This is a genomic window from Xanthomonas sp. NCPPB 3218 (genome assembly GCF_056725185.1).
Genome location: NZ_CM161516.1, coordinates 3905387 through 3931397, shown reverse-complemented (window position 1 = coordinate 3931397; position 26011 = coordinate 3905387). Strand labels below are relative to the sequence as shown.

At 65.4% G+C, this 26011-nt stretch carries 19 protein-coding genes; 15 read left to right on the top strand and 4 right to left on the bottom strand.

What is annotated here, in order from left to right; all coding sequences use genetic code 11:
• Nucleotides 1-50: 50 nt before the first annotated feature.
• Nucleotides 51-2477, bottom strand: coding sequence for a penicillin-binding protein 1A (locus AC1PLS_RS16285; protein ID WP_166770368.1), 2427 nt, complete (start codon nucleotides 2475-2477; stop codon nucleotides 51-53).
• Between the two features lie 214 nt (nucleotides 2478-2691).
• Here AC1PLS_RS16285 and AC1PLS_RS16280 point away from each other — a divergent pair, with 214 nt between their 5' ends.
• From AC1PLS_RS16280 to fhuE, 14 genes are all read left to right on the top strand, one after another.
• Entirely contained in the window at nucleotides 2692-3750 is a 1059-nt protein-coding gene (locus AC1PLS_RS16280) for a pilus assembly protein PilM (RefSeq protein WP_039423791.1), read from the top strand.
• A complete protein-coding gene (locus AC1PLS_RS16275; protein ID WP_024938131.1) occupies nucleotides 3750-4523 on the top strand; it encodes a PilN domain-containing protein in 774 nt (257 codons plus the stop codon). Before AC1PLS_RS16280 ends, AC1PLS_RS16275 begins: the two co-directional genes overlap by 1 nt.
• On the top strand, nucleotides 4520-5185 hold the full coding sequence (locus AC1PLS_RS16270) for a type IV pilus inner membrane component PilO (protein ID WP_024938132.1): 666 nt from the start codon (nucleotides 4520-4522) through the stop codon (nucleotides 5183-5185). The genes AC1PLS_RS16275 and AC1PLS_RS16270 overlap by 4 nt, the downstream gene beginning before the upstream one ends.
• Nucleotides 5182-5715 carry a pilus assembly protein PilP gene (locus tag AC1PLS_RS16265; RefSeq protein ID WP_024938133.1) on the top strand — a complete coding sequence of 178 codons (534 nt, stop codon included), beginning with the start codon at nucleotides 5182-5184 and terminating at the stop codon, nucleotides 5713-5715. The genes AC1PLS_RS16270 and AC1PLS_RS16265 overlap by 4 nt, the downstream gene beginning before the upstream one ends.
• A 19-nt stretch (nucleotides 5716-5734) precedes the next feature.
• Nucleotides 5735-7684 (top strand): type IV pilus secretin PilQ, encoded by a 1950-nt coding sequence (locus AC1PLS_RS16260; RefSeq protein WP_104542282.1) that lies wholly within the window; start codon nucleotides 5735-5737, stop codon nucleotides 7682-7684.
• A 302-nt stretch (nucleotides 7685-7986) separates the two neighbouring features.
• The gene (locus tag AC1PLS_RS16255; protein WP_166770372.1) at nucleotides 7987-9006 is read left to right on the top strand and encodes an AAA family ATPase; all 1020 of its coding nucleotides are present in this window, start codon (nucleotides 7987-7989) and stop codon (nucleotides 9004-9006) included.
• Nucleotides 9007-9028: 22 nt separating this feature from the next.
• Nucleotides 9029-9991: a DUF58 domain-containing protein gene (locus tag AC1PLS_RS16250; RefSeq protein ID WP_167763754.1), complete on the top strand. Its 963-nt coding sequence runs from the start codon at nucleotides 9029-9031 to the stop codon at nucleotides 9989-9991.
• Between the two features lie 2 nt (nucleotides 9992-9993).
• The gene (locus tag AC1PLS_RS16245) at nucleotides 9994-10455 is read left to right on the top strand and encodes a DUF4381 domain-containing protein (RefSeq protein ID WP_127159814.1); all 462 of its coding nucleotides are present in this window, start codon (nucleotides 9994-9996) and stop codon (nucleotides 10453-10455) included.
• Nucleotides 10452-11459, top strand: a complete 1008-nt coding sequence (locus AC1PLS_RS16240) for a vWA domain-containing protein (protein ID WP_024938137.1) — start codon at nucleotides 10452-10454, stop codon at nucleotides 11457-11459. Before AC1PLS_RS16245 ends, AC1PLS_RS16240 begins: the two co-directional genes overlap by 4 nt.
• Nucleotides 11456-13309 (top strand): VWA domain-containing protein, encoded by a 1854-nt coding sequence (locus AC1PLS_RS16235; protein ID WP_184433622.1) that lies wholly within the window; start codon nucleotides 11456-11458, stop codon nucleotides 13307-13309. The genes AC1PLS_RS16240 and AC1PLS_RS16235 overlap by 4 nt, the downstream gene beginning before the upstream one ends.
• Nucleotides 13306-15045, top strand: a complete 1740-nt coding sequence (locus tag AC1PLS_RS16230) for a BatD family protein (RefSeq protein WP_184433624.1) — start codon at nucleotides 13306-13308, stop codon at nucleotides 15043-15045. The genes AC1PLS_RS16235 and AC1PLS_RS16230 overlap by 4 nt, the downstream gene beginning before the upstream one ends.
• A 746-nt stretch (nucleotides 15046-15791) precedes the next feature.
• On the top strand, nucleotides 15792-17072 hold the full coding sequence (locus AC1PLS_RS16225) for a dicarboxylate/amino acid:cation symporter (RefSeq protein ID WP_102253528.1): 1281 nt from the start codon (nucleotides 15792-15794) through the stop codon (nucleotides 17070-17072).
• 252 nt (nucleotides 17073-17324) lie between these two features.
• Nucleotides 17325-19325 carry a transketolase gene (tkt, locus tag AC1PLS_RS16220; protein WP_104593883.1) on the top strand — a complete coding sequence of 667 codons (2001 nt, stop codon included), beginning with the start codon at nucleotides 17325-17327 and terminating at the stop codon, nucleotides 19323-19325.
• Between the two features lie 460 nt (nucleotides 19326-19785).
• Nucleotides 19786-21969 carry a ferric-rhodotorulic acid/ferric-coprogen receptor FhuE gene (gene fhuE / locus AC1PLS_RS16215; RefSeq protein ID WP_184433626.1) on the top strand — a complete coding sequence of 728 codons (2184 nt, stop codon included), beginning with the start codon at nucleotides 19786-19788 and terminating at the stop codon, nucleotides 21967-21969.
• Nucleotides 21970-22248: 279 nt separating this feature from the next.
• Here fhuE and AC1PLS_RS16210 read toward each other — a convergent pair whose 3' ends face one another.
• A complete protein-coding gene (locus AC1PLS_RS16210) occupies nucleotides 22249-23220 on the bottom strand; it encodes a LysR family transcriptional regulator (RefSeq protein WP_065032772.1) in 972 nt (323 codons plus the stop codon).
• A 98-nt stretch (nucleotides 23221-23318) separates the two neighbouring features.
• On the opposite strand from AC1PLS_RS16210, the gene AC1PLS_RS16205 reads away from it, so the two are divergent.
• Nucleotides 23319-24080 carry an SDR family NAD(P)-dependent oxidoreductase gene (locus tag AC1PLS_RS16205; RefSeq protein WP_184433628.1) on the top strand — a complete coding sequence of 254 codons (762 nt, stop codon included), beginning with the start codon at nucleotides 23319-23321 and terminating at the stop codon, nucleotides 24078-24080.
• A gap of 55 nt (nucleotides 24081-24135) precedes the next feature.
• Here AC1PLS_RS16205 and AC1PLS_RS16200 read toward each other — a convergent pair whose 3' ends face one another.
• Nucleotides 24136-24864, bottom strand: a complete 729-nt coding sequence (locus AC1PLS_RS16200) for a M23 family metallopeptidase (RefSeq protein WP_184433631.1) — start codon at nucleotides 24862-24864, stop codon at nucleotides 24136-24138.
• 2 nt (nucleotides 24865-24866) lie between these two features.
• Nucleotides 24867-25796, bottom strand: coding sequence for a L,D-transpeptidase family protein (locus tag AC1PLS_RS16195; RefSeq protein ID WP_184434382.1), 930 nt, complete (start codon nucleotides 25794-25796; stop codon nucleotides 24867-24869).
• Nucleotides 25797-26011 lie beyond the last annotated feature (215 nt).

Below are 26011 nucleotides of genomic sequence, written 5' to 3'. Positions count from 1 at the left end.
AAGCCGTTCCGATTCCCCAATCCCGAATCCCGATTCCCCAATCCCGGCCCTCAAAAGATATCGAAGGCCTTCTCGTCCTGCTGTTCCTGCAGGCCGTAGTCGTAGTCCTGCAGGCGATCCAGGTCCTCGTTCTTCACCCATTCCACCGCACCATTGATGGTGGCCTGGGTCATGCCGTCGGGCGGATCGTTGGCGGCGATCGGCTTGTCCTTCAGCGCCACGCGCATGTAGTCGATCCAGATCGGCAGTGCCGCCTTGCCGCCGTACTCGCGATAACCGAGCGAACGGAAGTCGTCGCGACCCACCCACACCGTGGTGGCGTAGGGGCCGCCGAAGCCGGAGAACCAGGCGTCGCGGTGATCGTTGGTCGAGCCGGTCTTGCCGCCGACGTCCTCACGCCCCAGCACCTTGGCCGCGGTGCCGGTGCCGCGCTGGACCACGTCGCGCATCATCGAGACCAACTGGTAGGCGGTACGCTCATCGATGGCGCGCGGCGCGATCTTGGTTTCGGCAGTGGCTGCCGGGGCGGTCTCCGTCGGCGTGGCCGGGGTCGCCGGGGTCGGCTCGATCGACTTGGGCAGCGCGGGGGCGCCGAAGTTGAAGCCGTCCACCACCTGGCTCACCGGCGCGACATTGCCGCCCTGCAATGCGCAGGTACGGCAGGCCACCGCCGGCACTTCCTTGAAGACGACATTGCCGTCGCGGTCCTTGACCTCGTCCACGATCCAGGTCTCCACCCGCGAGCCGCCGTTGGCGAACACTGCATAGCCACGCGCGACCGACAACGGCGTCAGTGAGGCCGTGCCCAGCGACATCGACAGGTTGGGCGGCAGCTCGGCTTCCTGGAAGCCGAACTGGCTGATGTACTTGCGCGCAAAATCGACGCTGATCGCGTCCAGCAAGCGGACCGAGACCAGGTTGCGCGATTGCACCAGTGCCTCGCGCAAGCGCATCGGGCCGCGGAAGCCGCCGCCGTCGTTCTGCGGCGACCAGGTCTTGCCGCGGCGGTCGCGGAACACCACCGGCGCATCGAGCACGATCGAGGCCGGGTTGAAGCCTTTCTCGAACGCGGCCGCATACACGAACGGCTTGAAGCTGGAGCCCGGCTGGCGGCGCGCCTGGGTGGCGCGGTTGAACTTGTTGCCGGCGAAGCTGAAACCGCCGACCAGCGCGCGCAGCGCGCCGCTGTTGGCATCCAGCGACACCAGTGCGGCCTGGCCGCGCGGCAACTGGTCGATGATCCACTCGCCATCCTTCTCGCCGGCGCGGATGCGGGTCAGGTCGCCGCGCGTCAGCAGCTTGGCCGGCGTCTTGTTGGTCCAGCGACTGGCGCTGGCCGGCAAGGTGAGCTCGGTCTTGTCGCTCTGCACGACGGTCACGCCGCCGTCGGCATTGGTGCGTGCCACGATCACCGCGCGCAGGCCGCCCTGGGTGAACACGCCCGACAGATGCTTGGCCAGTGCCGTGGCATCCGCATCGGCGGCGACATCGAAATGCTGCTCCACCCCATGCCAGCCATGCCGGTGGTCGTACAGGCGCAGGCCTTCGGCAACCGCCGCATCGGCGCCGGTCTGCAGCGTGGCATCGATGGTGGTGGTGACGTGGTAACCCTTGTTGAGCACATCGCCGCCGTACTTGGCGATCATTTCCTGGCGCACCAGCTCGGCCACGTACGGGGCGTAAACCTCGACCGGCGGCTCGTGCGGCTTGGCGTGCATCGGCACCGCCTTGGCGGCGTCGGCTTCGGCCTGGCTGACAAAGCCCAGGTCGGCCATGCGTTGCAGCACGTAGTAATCGCGGCGCTCCTGCGCGCGTTCCGGATTGCTGATCGGGTTGCCGCTGGACGGGAACTTGGGGATGCCGGCCAGCGAGGCCATCTCGTCCAGGCTCAACTCGCTCATCTTCTTGCCGTAGTAGTACTCGGCGGCAGCACCGACGCCATAGGCGCGATTGCCGAAGAAGCTCTTGTTGAGATACAGCTCGAAGATCTCGTCCTTGCTCAGCTCACTCTCGATCTTGCGCGCCAGCAGGATCTCGGCGAGTTTGCGGGTGTAGCTGTATTCGGAACTGAGGAAGAACTGCCGTGCCACCTGCTGGGTGATGGTCGAACCACCCGGCACGCGCTTGGCATCGGTGCTGGCCAGCAGCCACACCGCACGGGCGATGCCCTTGTAGTCCACGCCGCCGTGTTCGTAGAAGCGCGCATCCTCCGTCGCCAGGAAGGCCTGCTTCAGGCGCAGCGGCACGTCCTTCATCTGGATGGGGTAGCGCCGGGTCTCGCCATAGACGGCCATCAGGCGGCCGTCGCTGGAATAGACGTACATCGGCTCCTGCAGCTCAACCTGCTTGAGCGACTGCACGTCCGGCAACTTGGAGGAAATGGCGTAATACAGGCCGCCGGCAGCAATAGCGCCAAGCAGGGCGAGCACCACGAACGCGGCCAGGATCCAGCCCAGCCAACGGCGAATACGGGGCATGTAAGAGAGATTCCGATTGCAGATTTCTTGGTCACAGAGTATAGATGACGCCGGGTTTGGCTGGGGCCGAACTCTGGGGATCGCAGGAAACAGCACTGGGGTCACGTCGCGGGGCCATTGCCATGCGCGTGAAGGGCTTGTCACCTGTTAAAATTTAATTATTAATACGAGGGCGCAGACAAGCGTCCAAGTGCCCATCGGCAGGGGAGTTTCCGTGGGGCTTCTACCCAAGAGTCAATCGCCACTGATTGGTGTCGATATCAGTTCCACTGCGGTCAAGCTCTTGCAGCTGTCGCGCAGCGGGAACCGTTTCCGCGTGGAGCATTACGCGGTGGAACCGTTGCCGCCGAATGCGGTCGTGGAAAAGAACATCGTCGAGGTCGAGGCGGTCGGCGAAGCGATTCGTCGCGCCATCAACCGTTCCGGCAGCAAGGCCAAGAACGCCGCAGCCGCAGTGGCCGGGTCGGCGGTGATCACCAAGCTGATTCCGATGCCGGCCGATCTGGACGACAGCGATCTGGAAGCCCAGGTCGAACTGGAAGCCACCAACTACATTCCGTACCCGATCGAGGAAGTCAATCTCGACTTCGAGGTGCTCGGCCCGATGCCCAACAGCCCGGACATGGTCCAGGTGCTGCTGGCCGCCTCGCGTTCGGAGAATGTGGAACTGCGCCAGTCCGCGCTGGAACTCGGTGGCCTGACCGCCAAGGTCATGGACGTAGAGGCCTTCGCGGTCGAGAACGCCTTCGCCCTGGTCGCCAGCGAGTTGCCGGTGGCCGCCGATGCGGTGGTTGCGCTGGTGGACATCGGCGCGACCATGACCACGCTGAGCGTGTTGCGCTCCGGTCGCAGCCTGTATAGCCGCGAGCAGGTCTTCGGCGGCAAGCAGCTCACCGACGAGGTGATGCGCCGTTACGGGTTGACTTACGAGGAGGCCGGCCTGGCCAAGCGTCAGGGCGGCTTGCCGGAGAGCTACGAGGTCGAAGTGCTGGAGCCGTTCAAGGAGGCGACGGTGCAGCAGATCAGCCGCTTGCTGCAGTTCTTCTACGCGGGCAGCGAATTCAATCGCGTCGACTGCATCGTGTTGGCCGGCGGCTGCGCTGCGCTGTCGCGCTTGCCGGAAATGGTGGAAGAGCAGCTCGGCGTGACCACCGTGGTCGCCAACCCGCTTGCGCAGATGACGCTGGGCCCGAAGGTCCAGGCCCACGCGCTGGCGCTGGATGCACCTGCATTGATGATCGCCACCGGCCTGGCCCTGAGGAGCTTTGACTGATGGCAAGAATCAATCTTTTGCCCTGGCGTGCCGAGCGCCGGAAGGCGCGCGAGCGTGAGTTCTATTCGATGCTGGGCTTCGCCGCGTTGGGCGGCGTGCTGCTGTCGGTCCTGATCTGGTTCTACTACGACGCGCAGATCAGCGGCCAGACCGAGCGCAATGCGTTCCTGACCGCCGAGATCGACAAGGTCAAGGCGCAGAACGAAGAGATCAAGGAGCTCGACAAGAAGAAGGACCGCCTGCTCGCGCGCAAGAAGGTGATCGAGGAGCTGCAGGCCAATCGTTCGCAGATGGTGCATCTGTTCGATTCGCTGGTGCGCACCATCCCCGATGGCGTGGCCTTGACCAACATCAAGCAGGACGGCGACATCCTGACCCTGGAAGGGCGTTCGCAGTCCAACGCGCGCGTCAGTACCTATATGCGCAACCTGGAAGGCTCGGGCTGGATGACCAATCCGGACCTGTCGATCATCGAGGCCAAGAGCCAGGACAAGGCCGGACAGCCCGCGGGACCGTCGATGGACACCAAGACGCTGCCGTACGTGTTCACGCTCAAGGTCAAGCTGGCCAATCCGAACGAGGCCGACAAGAACGGCACCGCACCGGTCGATGCGCAAGCGCCGGGTGCAACGCCAGCCGGTACGGCCCCTGCGGGTGCGCCAGCGGCGGCACCTGCAGCACCTGCGCCTGCCACGTCGCCGGCCGCTGCTCCTGCACCCGTGCAGCCAGCGCCGGCGTCCGCCAATCGGCCGCAGGAGGGGGCGGCGTCATGAGTAAGAAAGCATTCAAGCTCAGCGATCTGGATTTCAACAACATCGGCGGCTGGCCGCAGCAGGCACGCATCGTGTTCTGCGTGGTGGTCGGCCTGTTCATCATGGTGCTGGCCTGGTTCCTGTTGATCAGCGGCAAGCGCGATGAACTCGAAGGCCTGGAAGGCACAGAAACGCAGCTGCGCACCGAGTTCGAGACCCAGCAGGGTCGCGCGGTGAATCTGGAGCCGCTCAAGCAGCAGCTCGCGCAGATGGAGCAGGTACTGCAGCAGATGCTGCGGCAGCTGCCCAGCAAGACCGAAATGCCGGATCTGATCATCGACATCTCGCAGACCGCGCTGTCCAGCGGCCTGTCCAACGAGTTGTTCCAGCCGGGCCCGGAATCGCCGAAGGAGTTCTACGCCGAAAAGCCGATCGCCTTGCGCATGGTGGGCAGTTATCACCAGTTCGGTGCCTTCGTCAGCGGTGTGGCGTCGTTGCCGCGCGTGGTGATCCTGACCATGCACGACATCAACCTCAAGCCGAGGGACCCCAAGGCCGGCATCACCCCGCGCGGGGCGCTGGAACTGTCCGGCACGGTCAAGACCTATCGTTATCTTGACGATGAGGAAATGGCAGAGCAGGAGAAGGCCGCGGCCGACGCTGCGAAGAAGGGCGGCCAATGACCATGAAACTGCTCAAGATCCTGTCCTGCGTGGCGCTAATTGCTGTATTGCCGGCGTGTACGCGCGGTGTGACCAGCACACCGGGCGATGCGCCGAACCTGGAAGCCTGGGTCGCCGAAGTGCGCGCACGGCCGGCGCCGCCGTTGGAGCCATTGCCGGTGATGCAGCAGTTCGAGACGTTCGAATATGCGGCGCAGTCGATGCGCGACCCGTTCAGCGATGCCTGGGTCAGCGCCGAAGGCGGCAACGGCACGCGTCCGGATCCGAACCGGCGCAAGGAGCCGCTGGAAGCCTATCCGCTCGACGCCCTCGACATGGTGGGGACCATTGGCGGTGGCTCGGGCCTGGTTGCGCTGGTCATGGCACCCGACAAGGTGACCTACCGGGTGCGGCCGGGCGTGTATCTGGGACAGAGCGATGGCCGGGTCACCGGGGTCTACGAAGACCGCATCGAGCTGATTGAACTTGTGCCGGACGGTGCGGGCGGATGGCTTGAACGGCCGGCCGCGCTCGCATTGGATGATCAATAAAGTGATAGGGGATAGCACGATGACGTTTTCCAATGCCCGGCGGCTGCGTCCGGTTCGACGCCACGCGGTATTCCAGGCCTGCGCGATGGGGTTCGCGCTGGCGCTGGCGAGCGGTAGCGCGTTCTCGGCGGCGGCACTGAAGCAGCCTGTGCAGGACCCGGCCAAGACCGCTCCGGCGAGCCTGGCGGTGTCCAAGATCGATTTCAAACGTGGTGAGGATGGCGCTGGCCGTCTGATCCTGCAGTTCGACGGCCAGGGCGCCAGCCCGGATCTGCGCACGCAGGGCGACAACGTGCTGGTCGACATCAGCAACGCACGCCTGCCCGCCGAACTGCAGCGCCCGCTCAACGTCACCGACTTTGCAACGCCGGTGCAGCGCGTCGAGGTCAAGCCATCCGGCTCGGGGTCGCAGCTGGTGCTGTCGACCAAGGGCGCGTTCGATTCGCTGGCCTACCAGACCGGCAACGAATACGTGGTCGAAATCACTCCGCGCAAGGGCCAGCCCGCGGTCGGTGGCGTCAGCGCCGCAGCCGTCACCCAGGCCGCCGCGCAGATCGCTGCGCGCGGTTACAGCGGCCGCCCGGTGACGTTCAACTTTCAGGACGTGCCGGTACGCACCGTGCTGCAGCTGATCGCCGAGGAATCCAACCTCAATATCGTCGCCTCCGATACCGTGCAGGGCAATGTCACGCTGCGCCTGATGAACGTGCCGTGGGACCAGGCGCTGGACATCGTGCTGCGCGCCAAGGGCCTGGACAAGCGCCGCGACGGCGGCGTGGTGTGGGTCGCCCCGCAGCCGGAGCTGGCCAAGTTCGAGCAGGACAAGGAAGACGCCCGCATCGCGATCGAGAACCGCGAGGATCTGATCACCGATTACGTGCAGATCAACTACCACAATGCGGCCGTGATCTTCAAAGCGCTGACGGAGGCCAAGGGGATTGGTGGCGGTGGTGGTGGTGGTCAGGGCGGCGGTCAAGGTGGACAAGGTGGCCAGCAGGACAATGGATTTTTGTCGCCTCGCGGTCGCCTGGTTGCCGACGAGCGCACCAATACCCTGATGATCAGCGATATTCCGAAGAAGGTCGCGCAGATGCGCGAGCTGATTTCGCATATCGATCGGCCGGTGGATCAGGTGTTGATCGAAAGCCGTATTGTGATCGCGACCGACACGTTCGCGCGTGACCTCGGTGCGCGGTTTGGCATCACCGGTTCAACTGGCCGCGGTATTTTGAGCGGCTCATTGGATAGTAATGTCAATTTCCAGAATACCTCGGCTCAGCGTGCCAATGAACTTGCCAACACGGGCACAAGCACAACGCTAGCGTCGCATCTATTCCCGACTGGGTTGAATGTGGACCTTGGTGCAAGCGGGTTTACCAACAGCAGGGCAGCAGGTTTGGCATATACGCTGCTGGGCTCCAATTTCAATCTCGATATCGAGCTTTCGGCGATGCAAGAGGAGGGGCGTGGCGAGGTCGTTTCAAATCCCAGAATCGTCACTGCCAATCAGCGTGAGGGTGTCATCAAGCAGGGACGGGAAATCGGTTATGTGACAATCAGCGGCGGCGGTGCTGCCGGTTCGGCCGCGCAAGCCAACGTACAGTTCAAGGAAGTGTTGCTTGAGCTGAAAGTCACTCCGACCATTACCAATGACAATCGCGTCTTCTTGAACATGAATGTCAAGAAAGACGAAGTCGCGCGGTTTATCATTCTGGAAGGCTATGGCACCGTGCCGGAAATCAATCGTCGTGAGGTCAACACCGCCGTTTTGGTCGGTGATGGCGAGACGGTGGTAATCGGTGGTGTTTACGAATTCACAGATCGCGAAAGCGTCTCCAAGGTTCCCTTCCTGGGCGACATTCCATTCCTCGGAAATTTGTTCAAGAAACGTGGACGCAGCAAAGAAAAAGCCGAGTTGCTGGTCTTCGTTACCCCGAAGGTGCTACGTGTTGCGAGTGCTACCCCTTAAGAGGCAGCCATGTCGAAAAAAAGGCCGCGAAAGCGGCCTTTTTCCATGATGAGGCATGTCGTTAATGGCGGTAGGCGGTTTGGGCCGCCGAGGTGGTCACAAGCAAGCGATATGTTGTCTGCATCAAGACCATCAAAGCTTCTGGGCCGTTTCCGCTGTGATCGTGCTGGCCTGATCGCTTTGCCAAGGCGCGATGCCTGCGGTCCCTGCTTGTGTGACCTGTTTCATGCCCGGAGTCACTGACTGAATGCTCAGGGATGATCGAGTGAACCAATTGCGCTCGAATCGGTCACACTGGTCCTATGAACGCACCGCCGCTGTTGCCCCCAGAAGCCGCTGCCGCGCCCGCCCAGGACCGGTTGCATCGTCAATTCACCCTGCTGCGCGAGTCGCTGGCGCAGCGCATCGTGGGCCAGTCCGCGCTGGTCGAACGGTTGCTGATCGCCCTGCTGGCCGACGGGCATCTGCTGGTCGAGGGCGCGCCCGGGCTGGCCAAGACCACCGCGATCCGCGCGCTGGCCTCGCGGCTGGAGGCGGATTTCGCGCGGGTGCAGTTCACCCCTGACTTGCTGCCCTCCGATCTGACCGGCACCGAGATCTGGCGGCCGCAGGACAGCCGGTTCGAGTTCATGCCCGGGCCGATCTTCCATCCGATCCTGCTGGCCGACGAGATCAATCGCGCGCCGGCCAAGGTGCAGTCGGCACTGCTGGAGGCGATGGGCGAGCGTCAGGTCACCGTCGGGCGGCATACCTATGCGCTGCCGCAGCTGTTCCTGGTGATGGCCACGCAGAACCCGATCGAGCAGGAAGGCACGTTCCCGTTGCCCGAGGCGCAGCTGGATCGCTTCCTGATGCACGTGCGTATCGGCTATCCACAGGCCGATGCCGAGGCGGAGATCCTGCGTCTGGCACGTGAGGCCGCGCGCGACACCCTGGAAAAGCACGAGACGGTAGCCGACAAGATCCCGCTGGAAGATGTCTTTGCCGCGCGTCGGGTGGTGCTGGACGTGCATCTGGCGCCGCAGCTGGAGCGCTACCTGATCGAGATCGTGCTCGCATCGCGCGATGCGCAGCGCTACGACCCGGCATTGGCGCGGCGGATCGCCTGGGGCGCGAGCCCGCGTGGGTCGATCGCACTGGAGCGCTGCGCACGGGCGCGTGCATGGCTGGCCGGGCGCGACTACGTGACCCCGGACGATATCCGCGCAATCGCGCCGGACGTGCTGCGCCATCGCGTGCTGCCCAGCTACGAAGCCACTGCCGAAGGCTGGGATGGCGAGCGCCTGGTCGCCGCCTTGCTGGAAAAGATTCCGCTGCCCTGATGGGGTAGCGTGTCGCCGAGGTATGCCGTCCTCTGACCAGAATCCGATGTCTTCGATGCCGTCTTCTTCCCCTGTCACCGCTCCGGCGTCGATCGCCGGCGATGGACTGCGGCCGACGCTGACGGAGCTGATCGCGCTGCGTGGCACCACGACCCATCGCGGGCAGCCAGGGCGTGGCCGCCATGGGCTGGTCGGGCCGGTACCGGCCGCAACGCGTGGGCGCGGGATGGAATACGCCGAGTCGCGCGAGTACGTGGCCGGCGACGATGCGCGGCATATCGACTGGCGCGTCACCGCGCGTACCGGGCGCGCGCACACCAAATTGTTCCAGGCCGAGCGCGAACGCTTGAGCCTGATTGTGGCCGATACCTCGCCAGCGCTCTTCTTCGGCACGCGGGTGCGCTACAAATCGGTGCAGGCCGCCCGTGCCGGCGCCGTCGCGGCGTGGCTGGCGCAACGGCAGGGCGACCGGATCGCCGCGCTGCGTGGCACTGCCAGCGAAGCGCCGATTGCACCGCGCTCGGGTCAACGCGGCGTGTTGCCGGTGCTGGACGCATTGGCGCGCTGGTACACGCAGCCGCCGTCCGGCGATGCGGGCCTGGAGGTGGCACTGGACCATGCCGCGCGGCTGCTGCGCCCGGGTGCGCGGCTGACCGTGCTGGCCGATGCGCGCAGCGCCAGCAGGATTTCTGCCACGCGCTGGTCGGGCCTGGCCTTGCATCACGAGGTGGTGGTGATCGTGCTGGTCGACCCGCTGGAGCTGGCGCCACCGGCCCGCGCACTCAGCTTCGATGTGCGCGGCGAGCGCATTGCAATCGATCTGTCCACGCAGGCCGGACGTGCGCGTTGGCAGGCCGAATTCGTGGCGCCGCTGGAACAATTGACCGCGGTCCTGCAGGCACGCGGTGTGCGCTTGCATCGCCTGTCCACCGACGATGCCAGCGATGCCTGGTTGGGCGGCAGTAGCGCCGTGCGGAGCCGATGACGATGTCGCCGCAATCGCTGCCGCTACGCGATGTCCATCTGCCGCCGTCGCCGTCGTGGTGGCCGCTGGCGCCGGGCTGGTGGCTGGTGATCGCGGCAGTGGTCCTGGTGCTTGGCAGCGCATGGTGGTGGTGGCGTCGCCGTCGTCAGCAGCAGCGGCGCTGGCTGGCGGCCTTCGATGCCGAGCTGCAGCGCGCAACGACCCCCGCACAGCGTCTGGCCGCGTTGTCGGTGTTGCTGCGACGCGCAGCGCGCAGCGTCGATGCGCAGGCCGACCGGCTGCAGGGCGAGGCATGGCTGCAGTTTCTGGACGGGCGCAAGAGCAAGACGCAGGCCTTTTCGCAGGGACCGGGGCGCGCGCTGCTGGACGGCGGTTTTCAACGTGCGCCGGCGGTGACCGATCTGGATGCGGTGCAGGCGCTGGCGCGGCAGCGTTTTCTGAGTCTGATGCGAGGCCGGCGATGAACTGGCTGCAGTGGTCGCAATGGCAGGATGCGCTGGCGCACTGTGCATGGCCGTGGGCATGGTGGTTGATGCCGCTGCCGTTGCTGATGTGGTTCTGGCCGCAGCGCAGCGCCGATACCGCGGCGCTGCGCGTGCCGTACGCCGATCAACTGCATGCAGTTGCACAGGCAAACAGGGCACCGGTACTGCGGGTGCCGCGCTGGCTTGCCTGGCTGGGCTGGTTTTTCCTGTGCGCGGCGCTTGCGCGCCCGCAACAATTGGGCGATGTGATCCAGCCGCCGCGCGAGGCGCGGCAGATGATGCTGGCAGTGGATCTGTCCGGCAGCATGAGCGAGCCGGACATGGTGCTCGGCGGCAATGTGGTGGATCGCCTGACCGCCGCCAAGGCGGTGTTGTCGGACTTTCTGGATCGTCGCGACGGCGATCGGGTCGGCTTGCTGGTGTTCGGTCAGCGCGCCTACGCGTTGACGCCGTTGACCGCCGACCTGACCTCCGTGCGCGACCAGTTGGCCGACAGCGTGGTGGGACTGGCCGGGCGCGAGACGGCGATCGGCGATGCGATCGCGTTGTCGGTCAAACGGCTGCGCGAGCAGAAGCAGGGCCAGCGCGTGGTGGTGTTGCTCACCGACGGCGTCAACACCGCCGGCGTGCTCAATCCGCTCAAGGCCGCAGAGCTTGCCAAGGCCGAAGGCGTGCGCGTGCATACGATCGCCTTTGGCGGCAACGGCGGCTATTCGTTGTTCGGCGTGCCGATTCCGGCCACGGGCAACGACGATATCGACGAAGACGGCTTGCGCAAAATCGCCGCGCAAACCGGTGGGCGCTTTTTCCGTGCCCGCGATACCGAAGAACTGGCCGGCATCTATGCCGAGCTGGATCGGCTGGAGCCGGTCAAGGCGCTCGGCCCTTCGGTGCAGCCGCGCGTGGAACGCTATTACTGGCCGTTGGGTGCCGCCATCGTGATTGCGCTGCTGGCCTATGTGTTGCCGCGGAGATGGCGATGAACGCGCTGACCGAACTGGCTGGCTGGCTGCAGTCGTTGCATTTGCTGCGCCCGGGGTTGCTGTGGGCGCTGCTGGCGATCGTGCCGGCGGCAGTGCTGTGGCAGTTGCGTCGACGCGATGCGGACGTGTGGCGGCAAAGCGTGGATGCGCATCTGTTGCCGACCTTGCTGGTGTCGGGCAGTCGGCGTGGATGGCTGGGATTCGTGCTGGCTGCGCTGACCTATGCGCTGGCGGTGCTGGCGATGACTGGGCCGAGCTGGCGGCAGACCGAGCGGCCGGTGTATCACTCCAGTATGCCGCTGGTGGTGGCGCTGGACCTGTCCTCCAGCATCACCGCCAACGACCTGCCACCATCGCGTCTGCTGCAGGCGCGGGCCAAGTTGGCCACGTTGTTGCGCAAGCGGGCCGGTGGCGAAGTCGCATTGCTGGTCTATGCGGGCGAGAGTTTCACCGTTGCGCCGTTGACCGAAGACACCGCCAACGTGGCGTTGTTTCTGGATGCGTTGTCGCCATCGGTGATGCCGGTGGACGGCAAGCGCGCCGATGCGGCGATCGACGCGGCCACGCAGTTGCTGCTGCAGGCGGGTTTCAAGCAGGGCGACATCCTGCTGGTCAGCGACAGCGCCGATCGCACGGCCGGAAGTTCTGCACGGTTGGCGCGCTCGCGTGGATTCAGCGTCTCCGCGCTCGGCGTGGGGAGCACGCGCGGCGCGGCCTATCGCACCACGACCGGTGAGATTGCGCAGACACGGCTGGATGAAGGCAGCCTGCGCGATCTTGCCGGGCAGGGCGGTGGTCGCTATGCGCGCATCACCGCCGACGATACGGACCTGCGTGCGCTGGGTGTGCTCGATCCGGCGCAACAGCCGCTGGCCGATGAAGCTGCCGAGTCCACCGGCGGCAAGACCTGGCTGGACGAGGGCTACTGGCTGCTGCTGCCGGTGATGCTGTTGGCACTGCTGGCGTTCCGGCGGCGTACGGTTGTGGCGATCCTGGCCCTGGTGTGCGTGTTGCCATTGGCCCAACCCGCGCATGCTGCCGACGGCACCTTGTGGCAACGCGCCGATCAGGTGCAGCAGCAACGCCTGGATGCCGGCGTGCAGGCGTATCGCAAGGGCGATTTCGCCGCGGCACAAAAAGCCTTCGAAAATGTGCCCACCGATGAGGGTTTGTACAACCTCGGCAATGCGCTGGCCAGGCAGGGCCAGTACGACCAAGCGATTGCGGCTTACGACCGGGCGCTCAAGCAACATCCGGATCAGCCCGACGCCATCGCCAATCGTGCGGCGGTGGAGGCGGCGCGTAAGCGCCAGCAGCAGAACAACAAGGACGGCAAGGGCAAGGACGGCAAGGGCCAGTCCGACGACCAGAAGCAATCCGGTCAGAACGGCTCCGGCCAGAATCAGTCCGGGCAGAACAAGCAGAACGCTCCAAAGCCTGGCCAGGACGGGCAAGGCAAACAGGACTCGCAGGGTAGACAGGACGGCAAGGATCAGCCGTCTGCGCAGACGCCGCAGGATGCAGCCTCGCAGAACCAGCAGTCCAAAAACGGCCAGGGCGAGCAGAGCAAGCAGGACGCAGCGCCGCAATCGGCCGATGCCAAGGCGCAGCAGCAGGCCGATGCCGCGCAGCGGCAAAAGATGCAGCAGGCGATGGCGCAGGCTGGCGACAAGGGCGCCGATGCAAACGGCAAGCAGGCCGCCGCGGCAACGGCGAACGAAACGCCGGAACAACGCGAGCAACGCCAGGCGGTGGATGCCTGGCTGCGGCGGGTGCCGGACGACCCGGGCAGTCTGCTGCGTACCAAATTCAGGCTGGAACACGAACGCAGGCAACGGGACGGACGATGATCGGCACACACCATTTGCGCCGCGCGGCGATCGGCATGTTGACCAGCGCGATGCTGCTCACCTGTGCACCGGTGGGTGCCGTCACGCGCGCGTGGCTGGATCGCGACAGCGCCAATGCCGGCGACGTGGTGATGCTGAATATCGAAACCGATCAACGCGGTGTCGATCCGGATTACACGCCGTTGCGCAACGATTTCGCGCTGGGGGCCAAGAGCGCCAACCAGCAGATGCAGGTGACCAATGGGTCGGTGACGGTGCGCGCGCTGTTCGGTGTGGTGTTGACGCCGCGCAAGAGCGGCGAGCTGATCGTGCCGGCGATCCGCGTGGGTAACGAGCGCACCGAACCGTTGCGGTTGCAGGTGGGCGCGTCGGCAAGCGATGCCGGCAGCAGCGCGTCCGGCGCAGCAGCGGCGGCGCAAGGCAACGAGGATGCCTTCGTCCAGACGCAGGTGGACGATCCGCAGCCCTATGTGCAGCAAAGTGTGGGCGTGGTGGTGCGGCTGTATTTCGCCACGCAGCTGGCGTCCGGCGAGCTGGACCTGGAAGCGCCCGATGGTGCATCGCTGCAGCGCATCGGCGACGACGTCAGTTCGGTCAAGGTACTCAATAACCGCCAATACAACGTGGTCGAGCGGCGCTATCTGCTGGTGCCCGAGCGCAGCGGCCGCCTGGTGTTGCCGTCGGCACGTTTCAATGGCCGCTCGGTCGGCGGCTTCTTCGACGACTATTTCGGTCGTGGCAATGGCGAGCTGAGTGCACGCAGCGCCAGCATCCCGCTGCAGGTACGCGCACAACCGGCCAACGCGCCGCAGCCGTGGTTGCCGCTGCGCAGCCTGCAGTTGCGGTATACGACCACGCCGCAGCGCGCCACCGCCGGTGAAGCGGCACAGCTCGTGGTGGAGGCCAGCGCACGCGGCGCCACCCAGGCGCAGTTCCCGGAACTGCCGACCCCGAGCGTGCCCGATGCGCAGGTGTTCGCCGAGCCGCCGCAATACGAAGAACGCTTCGTGGATGGCTCGCCGCAGCTGCGGCTGACCCGCCGCTATTCGATCGTGCCCAACCGCGCCGGCCCGCTGGTGGTGCCCGGCTTGCAGGTGGCGTGGTGGGATGTGGGTGCGGCAGCAGCCAAGACCGCGGCGTTGCCGGACCTCACACTGGACGTGGCGGCAGGCAGCGGCGCGTTTGCGGCGCCCGCGCCCGCGCCAACGCCTGCAGCCAATCCATCACCGGATAACGCTGCGCCAACCGCTGCGGCTGGCACGCTGAGTCTGCAGCAGGCTGCGGCCACGCAACGGCCTTGGGGCTGGATCGCTGCGGCGATCGGCTTTGCGCTGCTGTGGATTGCCACCCTGGTGTGGGCCTTGTTACGGCGTCGCGGCGGTTCGCACGGCGCGCCGGTGATCAATGCCAGCGATGCAGCTGCGCCCGGCCGGCGTGTGACGCACGGTGTGGCCGAGCTGCGACGCGCGCTCGATACCGGCGGCATGGACGACGTGGCCGCAGTGTTGTGCGGCATGGCCGGCGTTGCCGATATCGACAGCGTGCTGGCAGCGTTGAGCGACCCGGCGCAGCGGGCGGCGGTGGCACAGATGCAGCGCGCCCGCTGGGGCGGCGATGGCGACGTGACCAGTGCACGTTCGGCATTGCGCGAGGCCTTTGCCAAGGGCCCGCGTTGGCGGCATGCCACGGCTGCGGAGCCGGAGGTCTTGGCGCCGCTGTATCCGCCGGCGCCTTGATCGGTTTCTCGGCATCGGCAACCGCTGACAGGTCCTAGGTGGTCACCATGTCCTATCTCGCTTTGAAACTTTGATTCCGGTTGCACCTGGTTCTTCGCCTGTGCTGGTTAAAGCAAGGCGTTAGGTCTGTGGCTTCGCTACAGGGCCCTTGCCCGCCCACCATCGCGGGACACGCCGCAAGTACGTCCATGTAGGCTCTTACGCGGCATCCGTGCCGCGTAAGGTCCCGCGACGGTGGGCGGGCAAGGGCCAGTCGAGATGGTCGGTGTGGTCGGTTGCAAGCAGAGCATGATGCGCTTGGATAGTGTGGAGGGATCACTTGTAGAGCGGCTGCCCTACGGCTTGGCTGCAAGGCCCTTGCCCGCCCACCCTCGCGGGACACGCCGCAAGTACGTCCTTGTAGGCTCTTACGCGGCATCCATGCCGCGTAAGGTCCCGCGACGGTGAGCGGGCAAGGACCCGTCGGGATGGTCGGTGTGCATGGTTGCAAGCAAGAGCTCATGGCCGGATTCCACGGCGTCCCAAAGGCGTTTGGGCATCGCGCCTCGGTACAGGCAGTTCCAAATATCGGCTGTGCCCGCGCCACAATGAGCGCGCCAGATGTGTTGAACGCTCCAGCGCCCGTATCGGCTGACGTGGAGGTGCACCTACCCTCGGGCAGGCACACGGCGACAGGCCGGGTAGGTGGCCGCGTCGATGGCGTTTGTTAAGCTCCGGGGCTTGTGTCCAGATCAAGGCCCGACCAGATGACTGCATCCCCCGCCGCACGCCGCCCGGGCCTGCCCCTGCATTGGAAGATGGGCATTGGCTTCGCCGTCGGTCTGCTGCTGGGTCTGGCCGTCTACTACCTGGCTGGCAGCGATGCCGACTGGGTGCGCGTGGTCACCAAGTACGTCACCACGCCGTTCTCGCAGATCTTCCTCAATCTGATCTTCATGCTGATCGTGCCGCTGCTGTTTTCGGCATTGGTGATGGGCATTTCCGAAATGGGCGACATCCGTGCGCTCGGGCGCGTGGGCTGGCGCACCCTGGGCTACACCGTCGTGCTGTCCGGCGTGGCGGTGTTGCTGGGGCTGGTGCTGGTGAATGTGCTCAAGCCTGGTGCCGGCGTGGACCCGCAGCTGGCCAACCAGTTGATCCAGCAGAACGCCGAGCGCACCCGCGAGATCATCTCCAGCTCCGGCACCCAGCCGCAGGGCATGGACATGCTGTTGTCGATCGTGCCCAGCAACGTGATCGCGGCAGCGTCCAGCAACGGCGCGATCCTGTCGCTGATGTTCTTTGCGGTGATGTTCGGCGTGGGCATGGTGCTGACCGCCGACGAAAAGGTGGCCACGCTCAAGCGCGGCATCGAGGGCATCTTCGAAATCTCGATGACCCTGATCGGCTTGGTGATCCGTCTGGCACCGTATGCGGTGGCTTGTTTCATGTTCAATCTGGCTGCGCTGTTCGGCTTCGATCTGCTGATCCGCCTGGGCGCTTATGTGGGCGTGGTGGTGCTGGCGCTGGGCCTGCACATGGTGGTGAGTTATGGGCTGGCGGTGAAGTTCGCCGGGCGCTCGCCGATCGGCTTCTTCAGGCAGACCCAGGAGGCCACGATGATGGCGTTCTCCACCGCCTCCAGTAACGCGACCCTGCCGACTGCCCTGCGCGTGGCCGACGAGATGGGCCTGCCGCCGCGGGTGTCGCGTTTCGTGCTGACCGTGGGCGCCACCGCCAACCAGAACGGCACCGCCTTGTTCGAAGGGGTGACGGTGATCTTCCTGGCGCAATTCTTCAACGTGGACCTGAGCATCGGCCAGCAGTTCATGGTGATGCTGGTCTGCATCCTGGGTGGCATCGGCACCGCCGGCGTGCCGTCCGGCTCGCTGCCGGTGGTGGCGCTGATCTGCGCGATGGTCGGGGTCAACCCGGTCGGCATCGGCATGATCCTGGGCGTCAATCATTTCCTGGACATGTGCCGGACGGCGCTGAACGTGACCGGCGATCTGGCGCTGACGACCTTGGTTGCCAAGGGCGAGGAGTAGGGAGTAGGGAGTAGGGATTGGGGATTCGTTGGAGCGGGGTGCTGCGATCGTCAGGCGCCAGGTGGGGTCTTGCGGCGTTGCGACGGTGTCTGACACTGATTGCATCGCTTCCAGCGGACGAGTCTGCCAAGGTCGGCTCCGGCTTCACCAATCCCGAATCCCGACTCCCCAATCCCGGCTCCCTAACGCGCTCTGTGGGAGAATAAGCGGCTCCGCTTCCAGCGGTGTTCCCCTCCGCTTCCATAGACGCCCATGACCCAGCCCACCCGCCGCCAGCTGGCCAACGCCATCCGTTTTCTCGCCGCCGATGCGGTCGAAGCCGCCAAATCCGGCCATCCCGGCATGCCGATGGGCATGGCCGATATCGCCGAAGTGCTGTGGAACGATTTCTTCCGGCACAACCCGAACAACCCGCAGTGGTTCAACCGCGACCGTTTCGTGCTGTCCAACGGCCACGGCTCGATGCTGCAGTACGCGCTGCTGCACCTGTCTGGCTACGATCTGCCGATCGAGCAGCTCAAGCAGTTCCGCCAGCTGCACAGCAAGACCGCCGGTCACCCCGAGCGCAGCGAAACCCCCGGCGTGGAGACCACCACCGGCCCGCTCGGGCAGGGTTTTGCCAATGCGGTCGGGTTCGCGCTGGCCGAGAAGTTGCTGGCGCAGCGCTACAACCGCCCGGAGCTGGAAATCGTCGACCACCGTACCTGGGTGTTCATGGGCGATGGCTGCATGATGGAAGGCATTTCCCATGAAGCCGCTTCGTTGGCCGGTACCTGGGGCCTGGGCAAGCTGGTCGCGTTCTGGGACAACAACCAGATCTCCATCGACGGCAACACCGCCGGCTGGTTCAGCGACAACACCCCGGAGCGCTTCGAGGCCTATGGCTGGCATGTGATCCGTGATGTGGACGGACATGACGCGGAGAAGATCAAGGCCGCCATCGAGACCGCGCTGGAGAACACCGACAAGCCCACGCTGATCTGCTGCCGCACCAAGATCGGCTTCGGCGCACCGAGCAAGGCCGGCAAGGAATCCTCGCACGGCGCGCCGCTGGGCAAGGAAGAACTCGAGGGTGCCCGCAAGGCGCTGGAGTGGCCGTACGGCCCGTTCGAGATTCCCGAAGAGATCTACGCCGGCTGGCGCGCAGGTGGCACCGGTACCCTGCGTCAGGCCGAGTGGGAGCAGCTGTTCGACAAGTACGGCAAGCAGTACGCGGCCGAAGCTGCCGAGCTGACCCGCCGCTCGCACGGCGAGCTGCCGGCCGACTTCATCGCCCAGGCAGATGCCTACATCGCCAAGGCGCAGCAGGACGGCCAGACCATCGCCTCGCGCAAGGCCTCGCAGCTGGCGATCGAAGCGTTCGCGCCGTTGTTGCCGGAACTGATCGGCGGTTCGGCCGACCTGGCGCATTCCAACCTGACCTTGTGGAAGGCCAGCAAATCGGTGGCCACCGATGATCCGGATGCCAACTACGTCTATTACGGCGTGCGCGAGTTCGGCATGACCGCCATCGCCAACGGCCTGGCGCTGCATGGCGGCTTCATTCCGTTCGACGCCACCTTCCTGGTGTTCAGCGATTACGCGCGCAACGGCGTGCGCATGAGCGCGTTGAATCCGGCCCATGCCATCCACGTGTACACGCACGACTCGATCGGCCTGGGCGAGGACGGCCCGACCCATCAGCCGGTGGAACACCTGGCCTCGCTGCGCTACATCCCCAACAACGATGTGTGGCGCCCGGGCGATGCGGTGGAATCGGCGGTGAGCTGGAAGGCCGCCATCACCCGCAAGGACGGCCCGAGCTGCCTGGTGTTCAGTCGCCAGAACCTGCAGCACCAGCCGCGCAGCGACGCGCAGCTCAAGCTGATCGAGCGCGGCGGTTATGTGCTGGCCGATGCCGAGGGCGGTACGCCCGACGTGATCCTGATCGCCACCGGTTCGGAAGTCGGTCTGGCGGTGGAAGCCAAGCAGACCCTGGACGCGGCCGGGCTGAAGACGCGCGTGGTGTCGATGCCGTCGACCGACGTGTTCGATCGCCAGGACGCGGCCTATCGCGAGTCGGTGCTGCCCAATGCGGTGCGCAAGCGCGTGGCGGTGGAAGCGGGCGTGACCGGCTTCTGGCGCAAGTATGTGGGCCTGGATGGCGATGTGGTCGGTATCGACACCTTCGGCGCCTCGGCACCGGCCGACCAGCTGTACGCGTACTTCAAGATCACCGCCGAGCATGTGGTGCAGGCGGCAAAGGCGCTGTAAAAAGCGCCGAGTGGCTTCCAATGAAACGCCGGCGAAAGCCGGCGTTTTTGTTTGCGCTGCACGTGGCGACCTTGCATGTACGTATCGCCTCGGTCGGGGAATCGCGGTTCTTGCGGGGGTGGGAAGGTGCCTGGCGTGTTGCGTGAGGATCACCTGGCCGGACTTGTCCGGAAGGCCGGGCAAGCCGACGTGCCTGATGGCATACAGGCGACATCCTCAGCGCGCGTCGCCCGGGTGGCCGGTGCGCAGGCGTTTGCCCGCCGGGTCGCGGCCGGAGGCCGCTGTGGCGTTCGCTCCCCGCCATTGCGATGCAGGGCGGCCTGAATTACCTGTTTAAAATGTAAATCATTCCCATTAAAATGGCGCGTTGCCACGGTCGCGTGGCACGTCCTCCCCCTTGTCTCGCCGTCGGGCAGCCTTGCCGCGACCGGTGCCCTCGACTGTCTGTGCTGGAGCTGTGATGAATCGTCCTACCGTAATGCGTCTTCTTCCCATTGCGCAGCGTCCGCGCGCGCTGTCGCATGCGGTGTTCGCCGCGCTGTGCACGTTGTCGGCAGGCCAGGCGCTGGCTGAAACGCCGGCCGGCGATGCCGAGGTCACCACCCTGGACCGGCTCATCGTGCAGGGCGAGCAGGCCAAGGGCTATACGGTGGAGAAGACCACCGCCGGTACGCGCATGAACCTGTCGCTGCGGGAGATCCCGCAGTCGGTCAGCGTGGTCACGCGCGACCGCATGGACGACCAGAATCTGCAGAGCATCACCGATGTGCTCAACAACGTCTCCGGCATCTCGGTGGCGCAGAGCGACAGCGAGCGGCTGGAGTTCTACGCGCGCGGTTTCTACATCGACAACTACCAGTTCGACGGCATCCCGGCGTACATGGAGCAGGCCTGGAGCTACGGCGATTCGGCGCTGGACGTGGCGCTGTACGACCGCGTCGAAGTGGTGCGTGGCGCCACCGGCCTGCTGACCGGCTCGGGCAATCCGTCGGCCTCGATCAACCTGGTGCGCAAGCATGCGCTCAGCCGCGACTTCACCGGCACCGTGTCGGTGGGCGGTGGCGATTTCAACAAGACCCGCAGCGTGGCCGATGTCACCGTGCCGCTCAGCCCCGAAGGTACCGTGCGTGCGCGCGTGATCGGCGTGTACCAGGACGGCGAGTCGGACATGGACCGCTACGGCCTGCGCAAGAAGATCGGCTCGGCGATCATCGATGCCGACCTCACCGACAGCACCTTGCTGAGCGTGGGTTACGAGTACCAGAAGAAGGAATCGAACGATGTCACCTGGGGCGGCTTCCCGCTGTTCTACAGCGATGGCACCCGCACCAACTATGACCGTTCGTTCAACCCGGCGGCCGACTGGACGTTCTGGGACACGCGCCTGCAGCGCACCTTCGCCAGCCTGCAGCAGAGCTTCGACAACGGCTGGACCCTCAAGGCCAATTTGAGCCACGAGAAGACCGAAGCGGCCAATCACCTGTTCTATCCGTTCTATACGATCTTCGGCTTCGACCGCGCCACCGGTGGCGGCGTGGTGCCGTATTCGGGCAACTACCTGACCGAGCGCAAGGCCGATGGTGCCGACGTCTATGCGGAAGGCCCGTTCCAGCTGTTCGGTCGCGAGCATCAGCTGGTTGCCGGCGCCAGCTACAACCGCCGCGAGTACGTCAATAACGGCACCTTCGATTTCCCGGCGCCGCTGGACAGCTACCTCGGCTGGACCGGTGCCTACCCGGAACCCAACTGGAGCCCGCGCACGGTGCAGAGCACCGGCACCATCAAGCAGAAGGCGGCCTACGTGGCTGCGCGCTTCTCGCTGGCCGATTCGCTGAAGTTGCTGGTGGGCGCGCGCTACACCGACTGGCAGATCGATGGCGGCAACTTCGATGCCACGCAGGGACTGGCGCCGTTCTCCGACAGCCAGACCGAAGTCACCCCGTACGCCGGTCTGGTCTACGACATCAGCGATGTGTGGTCCACGTACGTCAGCTACACCGAAATCTTCAACCCGCAGACCCTGCGCGATGCCACTGGCGGCTACCTGGATCCGTTGACGGGCAAGGGCTACGAAGCCGGCGTCAAGGCAGCGTGGTTCGACGACAGGCTCAACGCCTCGCTTGCGGTGTTCCGCATCGAGCAGGACAACCTGGGCGTGGCCACCGGCGGCTTCGTCCCCGGTAGCAGCGAGTCGGCGTATGAAGCCGCCAACGGCGTGGTCAGCGAAGGCTTCGATTTCGAGGTGTCCGGGCGGGTGACCGAGAGCTGGAACACCACCTTCGGCGCCTCGCACTACACCGCGCGCGATGACAGCGGCACCTCGATCAATACGCATCTGCCGCGCACCACCCTCAAGCTGTTCAACAGCTACACCCCGCAAGGTGCGTGGAGCGATCTGACCGTGGGTGGTGGCGTCAACTGGCAGAACCGCTCGTACTATGTGGACCCGGTCTACGGCGCCTTTCAGCAGAGTGCCTACGCACTGGTCAGCGCGTTTGCGCGCTACCGGTTGTCGCCGCAGTTCTCGGTGCAGCTCAATGTCGACAACCTGCTCGACAAGCGCTACTACTCTCAGTTCAACGGTGGCTATGGCGCATGGGGCGCCTCGCGCAACGGCATGCTGACCTTCAACTACACGTTCTGATCGCAGACCGGGCCGGGCGCGATGTCAGCGCCTGGCCTGGTGTTGCAACGATGCAGGCACCTTGCAGAAGGTGCCTGTTTTTGTGTCTGGCACCAGCGGAGTGATCGTGGATCTGCGGCGCATGCCGCACTGCCTGCTGGTATCGGTTTGCTTCGGTGGTATCGAAGTGGCGCGCAAGCGACTGATGCTTTCCAACAATGTCGGCGCGCTACAGAAACACTTCCTGCCTACGCAAACGTACACGCGAAGACGTGCCGGTAATCGCATCGACGGTCAGGGCTACAGCGGGTCCAGATACGGTGCCATCACCTCTGCAACCCAGTCCATGAACGCACCTACGCGTTGCGGCAGATGGCGACGCTGCGCGTAGAGCAGGGTGACCGGCATCGGTTCCGGCGCGATGGCGGACAGCAGCTCGATCAAGGCGCCGCTGTCCAGGTGTGGGCGCAACGGGCTGGCCGGCGCCTGGATGATGCCCAGGCCCGCCAATGCCGCAGCAAGATAGGCATCGCCGTTGTTGACCGTCACCGGGCCGCGCATCGGCAGTAGCTGGTAGGCCGGTCCATCGCGGTACTCGAAGCCGGATGATCGCTGGCCCAGCGTCGGCACGTAATGCACCAGGTCGTGGTGAACCAGATCGTCCAGGCGCTGCGGCATGCCCCGTCGCGCGAGGTAGTCGGCACTGGCGCAGTTGATGATGCGAAACACGCCGAGCGGTCGTGCGACCAGGTTGGTGTCTTCGAGCGTGCCCACGCGCAACACGCAATCGAAGCCTTCGCGCACCACATCGACACGGCGGTCGGTGCCGCTGATTTCCACCTCCAGCTGCGGGTGCTGCGCCAGGAACGTGGGCAGCGCGGGAATCACGAAATTGCGCGCGATGCCGGAGGACATGTCCACCCGCAGGCGCCCGCGCAGCTGGCTGCGCTCGCGCTGAAACATGCTCTGCAATTCGTCCATGTCGTCGAGCAGATCGCGGCTGCGCTGGTAGAACGCGGTGCCATCGCCGGTGAGTTGCACGCGGCGGGTCGTGCGATGCAAAAGCTGCGTCCCAAGCGAGGCTTCGAGCCGCTGCACGGCGGTGGAGACGCTGGCTTTGGGCAGGCCCAGCGTTTCGGCGGCGCGTGTGAAACTGCCGAGCTCGGCGACGCGCAGGAAGGCGCGTAGCGACTCCAGGGTATCCATCGATTGGTCGACGTTCTTGAACGGTGCAATCAGGTTGGACCGATTTATGTGGCGCGGCAAGCGCAATAGTCTTGGCACGGCCAAGCAATGTCACCCCCGCCAGCGGTCACCGACCAGCTCTGTGATTGCTCCAAATCGCATCCCGACACGCAACGGAGTCCATCATGTCGACCACTACACCGATCACCCTGATCACCGGCGGCAGCCGCGGCCTGGGCCGCAATGCCGCGCTTGCGCTCGCTGCGGATGGCAGCGATATCGTGCTGACGTACCGCAGCCAGGCAGATGAGGCCGCTGCGGTGGTCGCCGAAATCCACACGCTTGGCCGCCGTGCGCAGGCACTGCCGCTGGATGTTGCCGACGCCGAGTCCTTCGCAGCATTCGCCGAGCAGCTGAAGCAGGTGCTGGCCGGTTGGGACCGCACGCAGTTCGATGCGCTGGTCAACAATGCGGGTACCGGGCTGCACGCGGCCATCGCCGACACCACGCCGGCGCAGTTCGACGCCCTGGTCAACATCCATCTTAAAGGGCCGTATTTCCTGACCCAGGCGTTGCTGCCGCTGATCGCCGACGGCGGACGCATCCTCAATGTGTCCAGCGGCCTGGCACGTTTCGCACTGCCCGGTGCCTCGGCTTACGCGATGATGAAAGGCGGGATGGAGGTGTTCACCCGCTATCTGGCCAAGGAACTGGGCGCGCGTGGCATTCGTGCCAATACGCTGGCGCCGGGTGCGATCGAGACGGACTTCAACGGCGGCAGCGTGCGCGATAACGCGCAGGTCAATGCGATGGTGTCGTCGGTCACGGCGCTGGGACGCCCAGGGCTGCCGGACGATATCGGGCCGGTGGTCGCTGCATTACTCGCGCCGGGAACCGGGTGGATCAACGCGCAACGCATCGAGGTATCGGGCGGCATGTTGATCTGAATGCACAGGCCTGCGCATCGCGCGCAGGCCTATGTGTGCATTACCGCCTAGTGCATCACTGCAGGGTCTGGTCGCCATGCAATACGGGATAGGGATTCAAGACCTCTCCCTTCCACCATTGTTTTTCCGGCCCCAGGCGGTGGATCTCGAAGTGCAGGTGCGGTGCGGCAGGATCGGCATTGCCGGTACTGCCGACGTAGCCGATGACCTGGCCGCGCTTGATTGCCTGCTTTTCTGCCAGGCCGTCGGCATACCGTTCCAGGTGTGCGTAGTAGTAGCAGTACGTGCCGTTCGGATCGAACTGGTAGACGGTAAGGCCACCGCGCTCGCTTTTGAACAGTTTCTCGACCGTGCCGTCTGCAACTGCAATGACCGGTGTGCCGGTCGGCGCAAGAATGTCGATGGCATCGTGCACGCGGCCTTCGCTGCGTGCGTCGGTAAAGGTGTCCTGCAGCTGGCCGCTGCCGATGCCTTGCACCGGAATCAGCAGGCCGCTGCCTGAACTCGCAGCTTCAGGAGCGGCTGCAGACGCAGGCGCGGCTGGCGTGTTTGCGGCGGGCATCATCTCGGTGGATGGCGACGATGCGGCAACGGCTGGAGCGGCAACCGCTGGAGCTGCAGAAGGCGCTGCCATTGCCGCCTCTGGCGCGTCAGGCTGCGCTGTCACCGCGGGTGCAGCTGCGGACGCCGGTGCCACCGCCGCCTGTGGTGCCTCGCGTTCCAGCCACCAATAGCCGGCTGCACCGAGCAAGACACCGACCACCAGCATCATCAGCAGTTTCATGCTTACTCCTGCATCACCACCGGCATGGACGGGCCAACCACGCTGGCCAGATTGACCACGTCCCAGTTGGTCAGGCGCACGCAGCCATGCGATTCGGTCTTGCCGACATGGCCGGGTTCCGGCGTGCCGTGCAGGCCGTAATGCGGCTTGGACAGATCGATCCACACGCGTCCGACCGGATTGTTCGGGCCGGAGGGCAGGGTGGCCTTCTGATCGCCCTTCTTCGCGTCCCAGAACAGCTTGGGGTTGTACTTGAACACCGGGTCGCGCGCCACGCCCAACACCTTCCAGCGGCCGATCGGCAGCGGGTCGTGCTTGCTGCCGGAGGACACCGGGAACTGCGCATACACCTTGCCGTCGGCATCGAACAGGCGCAGCGTCGACTCGGACTTGTCGACCACCAGCTTGGCCGGCTTGGCCAATGGCGGGACGCCGTCGATGTTCGGCACCTGGATCACGCCACCGGCCTTGTTCAAATCCACGCCGGGGTTGAGCTGGCGCAGCAGTTCCGGAGCGGCGTGGAAACGCTCGCCCAGCGCCTCGTCCACCGAGGTGTAGCCCAGCGACGTCAGCTTGGCCTGTTCGGCCGGTCCTTTCGGAATCGGCTGGAACGGCCCGGCCACATCGGCATCGGTGAGCGTGTACTTCACCAGCGCTGGCGTGGTGTCGGCCTGCAAGGCCTGCCAGGTGGCGTCATCCAGCTCACCGGTGACCTTGATCTGGTGCGCTGCCTGAAATCCGGACACCGCACGCTTCTGGTTGGAGCCGCGCTCGCCGTCGATCTGTCCGGGCGAGAAATGCGCGCGATCCAGCAGCACCTGCGCATGCAGGTCCGAACGCGGGCCAGTCGGCACGACCGTCGCAGCGGGAGCTGCTGCAGGTGCCGGCGCAGGTGCGGCGGCGGGCTGCGGCGCTTGCGCCAGTGCGGACAGGGAGGTGCCCAGAGCAAGGGCGAGCAAGCAGGCGCGAGCGTAGATGCGTGGTGGCATGAGCAGGTCCGGAAGAGGCATGCGCGCACCTTGCCCGAGCCGCCTGCGTGGTCTGCGTGAAATGGCTGCACCGGGACTGACTGGGCGCGCAGTCGCGATGCGGGTCAGGAGTGGATACCTGCCATCTCGTCTCCGCACAGCTGCCATAGATGCCGCTG

What these genes read in the sequence shown, in the direction of transcription:
- AC1PLS_RS16285 (WP_166770368.1), bottom strand. Translation starts at nt 2,477, where the DNA reads ATGCCCCGTATTCGCCGTTGGCTGGGCTGGATCCTGGCCGCGTTCGTG.
- AC1PLS_RS16275 (WP_024938131.1), top strand. Translation starts at nt 3,750, where the DNA reads ATGGCAAGAATCAATCTTTTGCCCTGGCGTGCCGAGCGCCGGAAGGCG.
- AC1PLS_RS16270 (WP_024938132.1), top strand. Translation starts at nt 4,520, where the DNA reads ATGAGTAAGAAAGCATTCAAGCTCAGCGATCTGGATTTCAACAACATC.
- AC1PLS_RS16265 (WP_024938133.1), top strand. Translation starts at nt 5,182, where the DNA reads ATGACCATGAAACTGCTCAAGATCCTGTCCTGCGTGGCGCTAATTGCT.
- AC1PLS_RS16260 (WP_104542282.1), top strand. Translation starts at nt 5,735, where the DNA reads ATGACGTTTTCCAATGCCCGGCGGCTGCGTCCGGTTCGACGCCACGCG.
- AC1PLS_RS16255 (WP_166770372.1), top strand. Translation starts at nt 7,987, where the DNA reads ATGAACGCACCGCCGCTGTTGCCCCCAGAAGCCGCTGCCGCGCCCGCC.
- AC1PLS_RS16250 (WP_167763754.1), top strand. Translation starts at nt 9,029, where the DNA reads ATGCCGTCCTCTGACCAGAATCCGATGTCTTCGATGCCGTCTTCTTCC.
- AC1PLS_RS16245 (WP_127159814.1), top strand. Translation starts at nt 9,994, where the DNA reads ATGTCGCCGCAATCGCTGCCGCTACGCGATGTCCATCTGCCGCCGTCG.
- AC1PLS_RS16240 (WP_024938137.1), top strand. Translation starts at nt 10,452, where the DNA reads ATGAACTGGCTGCAGTGGTCGCAATGGCAGGATGCGCTGGCGCACTGT.
- AC1PLS_RS16235 (WP_184433622.1), top strand. Translation starts at nt 11,456, where the DNA reads ATGAACGCGCTGACCGAACTGGCTGGCTGGCTGCAGTCGTTGCATTTG.
- AC1PLS_RS16230 (WP_184433624.1), top strand. Translation starts at nt 13,306, where the DNA reads ATGATCGGCACACACCATTTGCGCCGCGCGGCGATCGGCATGTTGACC.
- AC1PLS_RS16225 (WP_102253528.1), top strand. Translation starts at nt 15,792, where the DNA reads ATGACTGCATCCCCCGCCGCACGCCGCCCGGGCCTGCCCCTGCATTGG.
- tkt (WP_104593883.1), top strand. Translation starts at nt 17,325, where the DNA reads ATGACCCAGCCCACCCGCCGCCAGCTGGCCAACGCCATCCGTTTTCTC.
- fhuE (WP_184433626.1), top strand. Translation starts at nt 19,786, where the DNA reads ATGAATCGTCCTACCGTAATGCGTCTTCTTCCCATTGCGCAGCGTCCG.
- AC1PLS_RS16205 (WP_184433628.1), top strand. Translation starts at nt 23,319, where the DNA reads ATGTCGACCACTACACCGATCACCCTGATCACCGGCGGCAGCCGCGGC.
- AC1PLS_RS16200 (WP_184433631.1), bottom strand. Translation starts at nt 24,864, where the DNA reads ATGAAACTGCTGATGATGCTGGTGGTCGGTGTCTTGCTCGGTGCAGCC.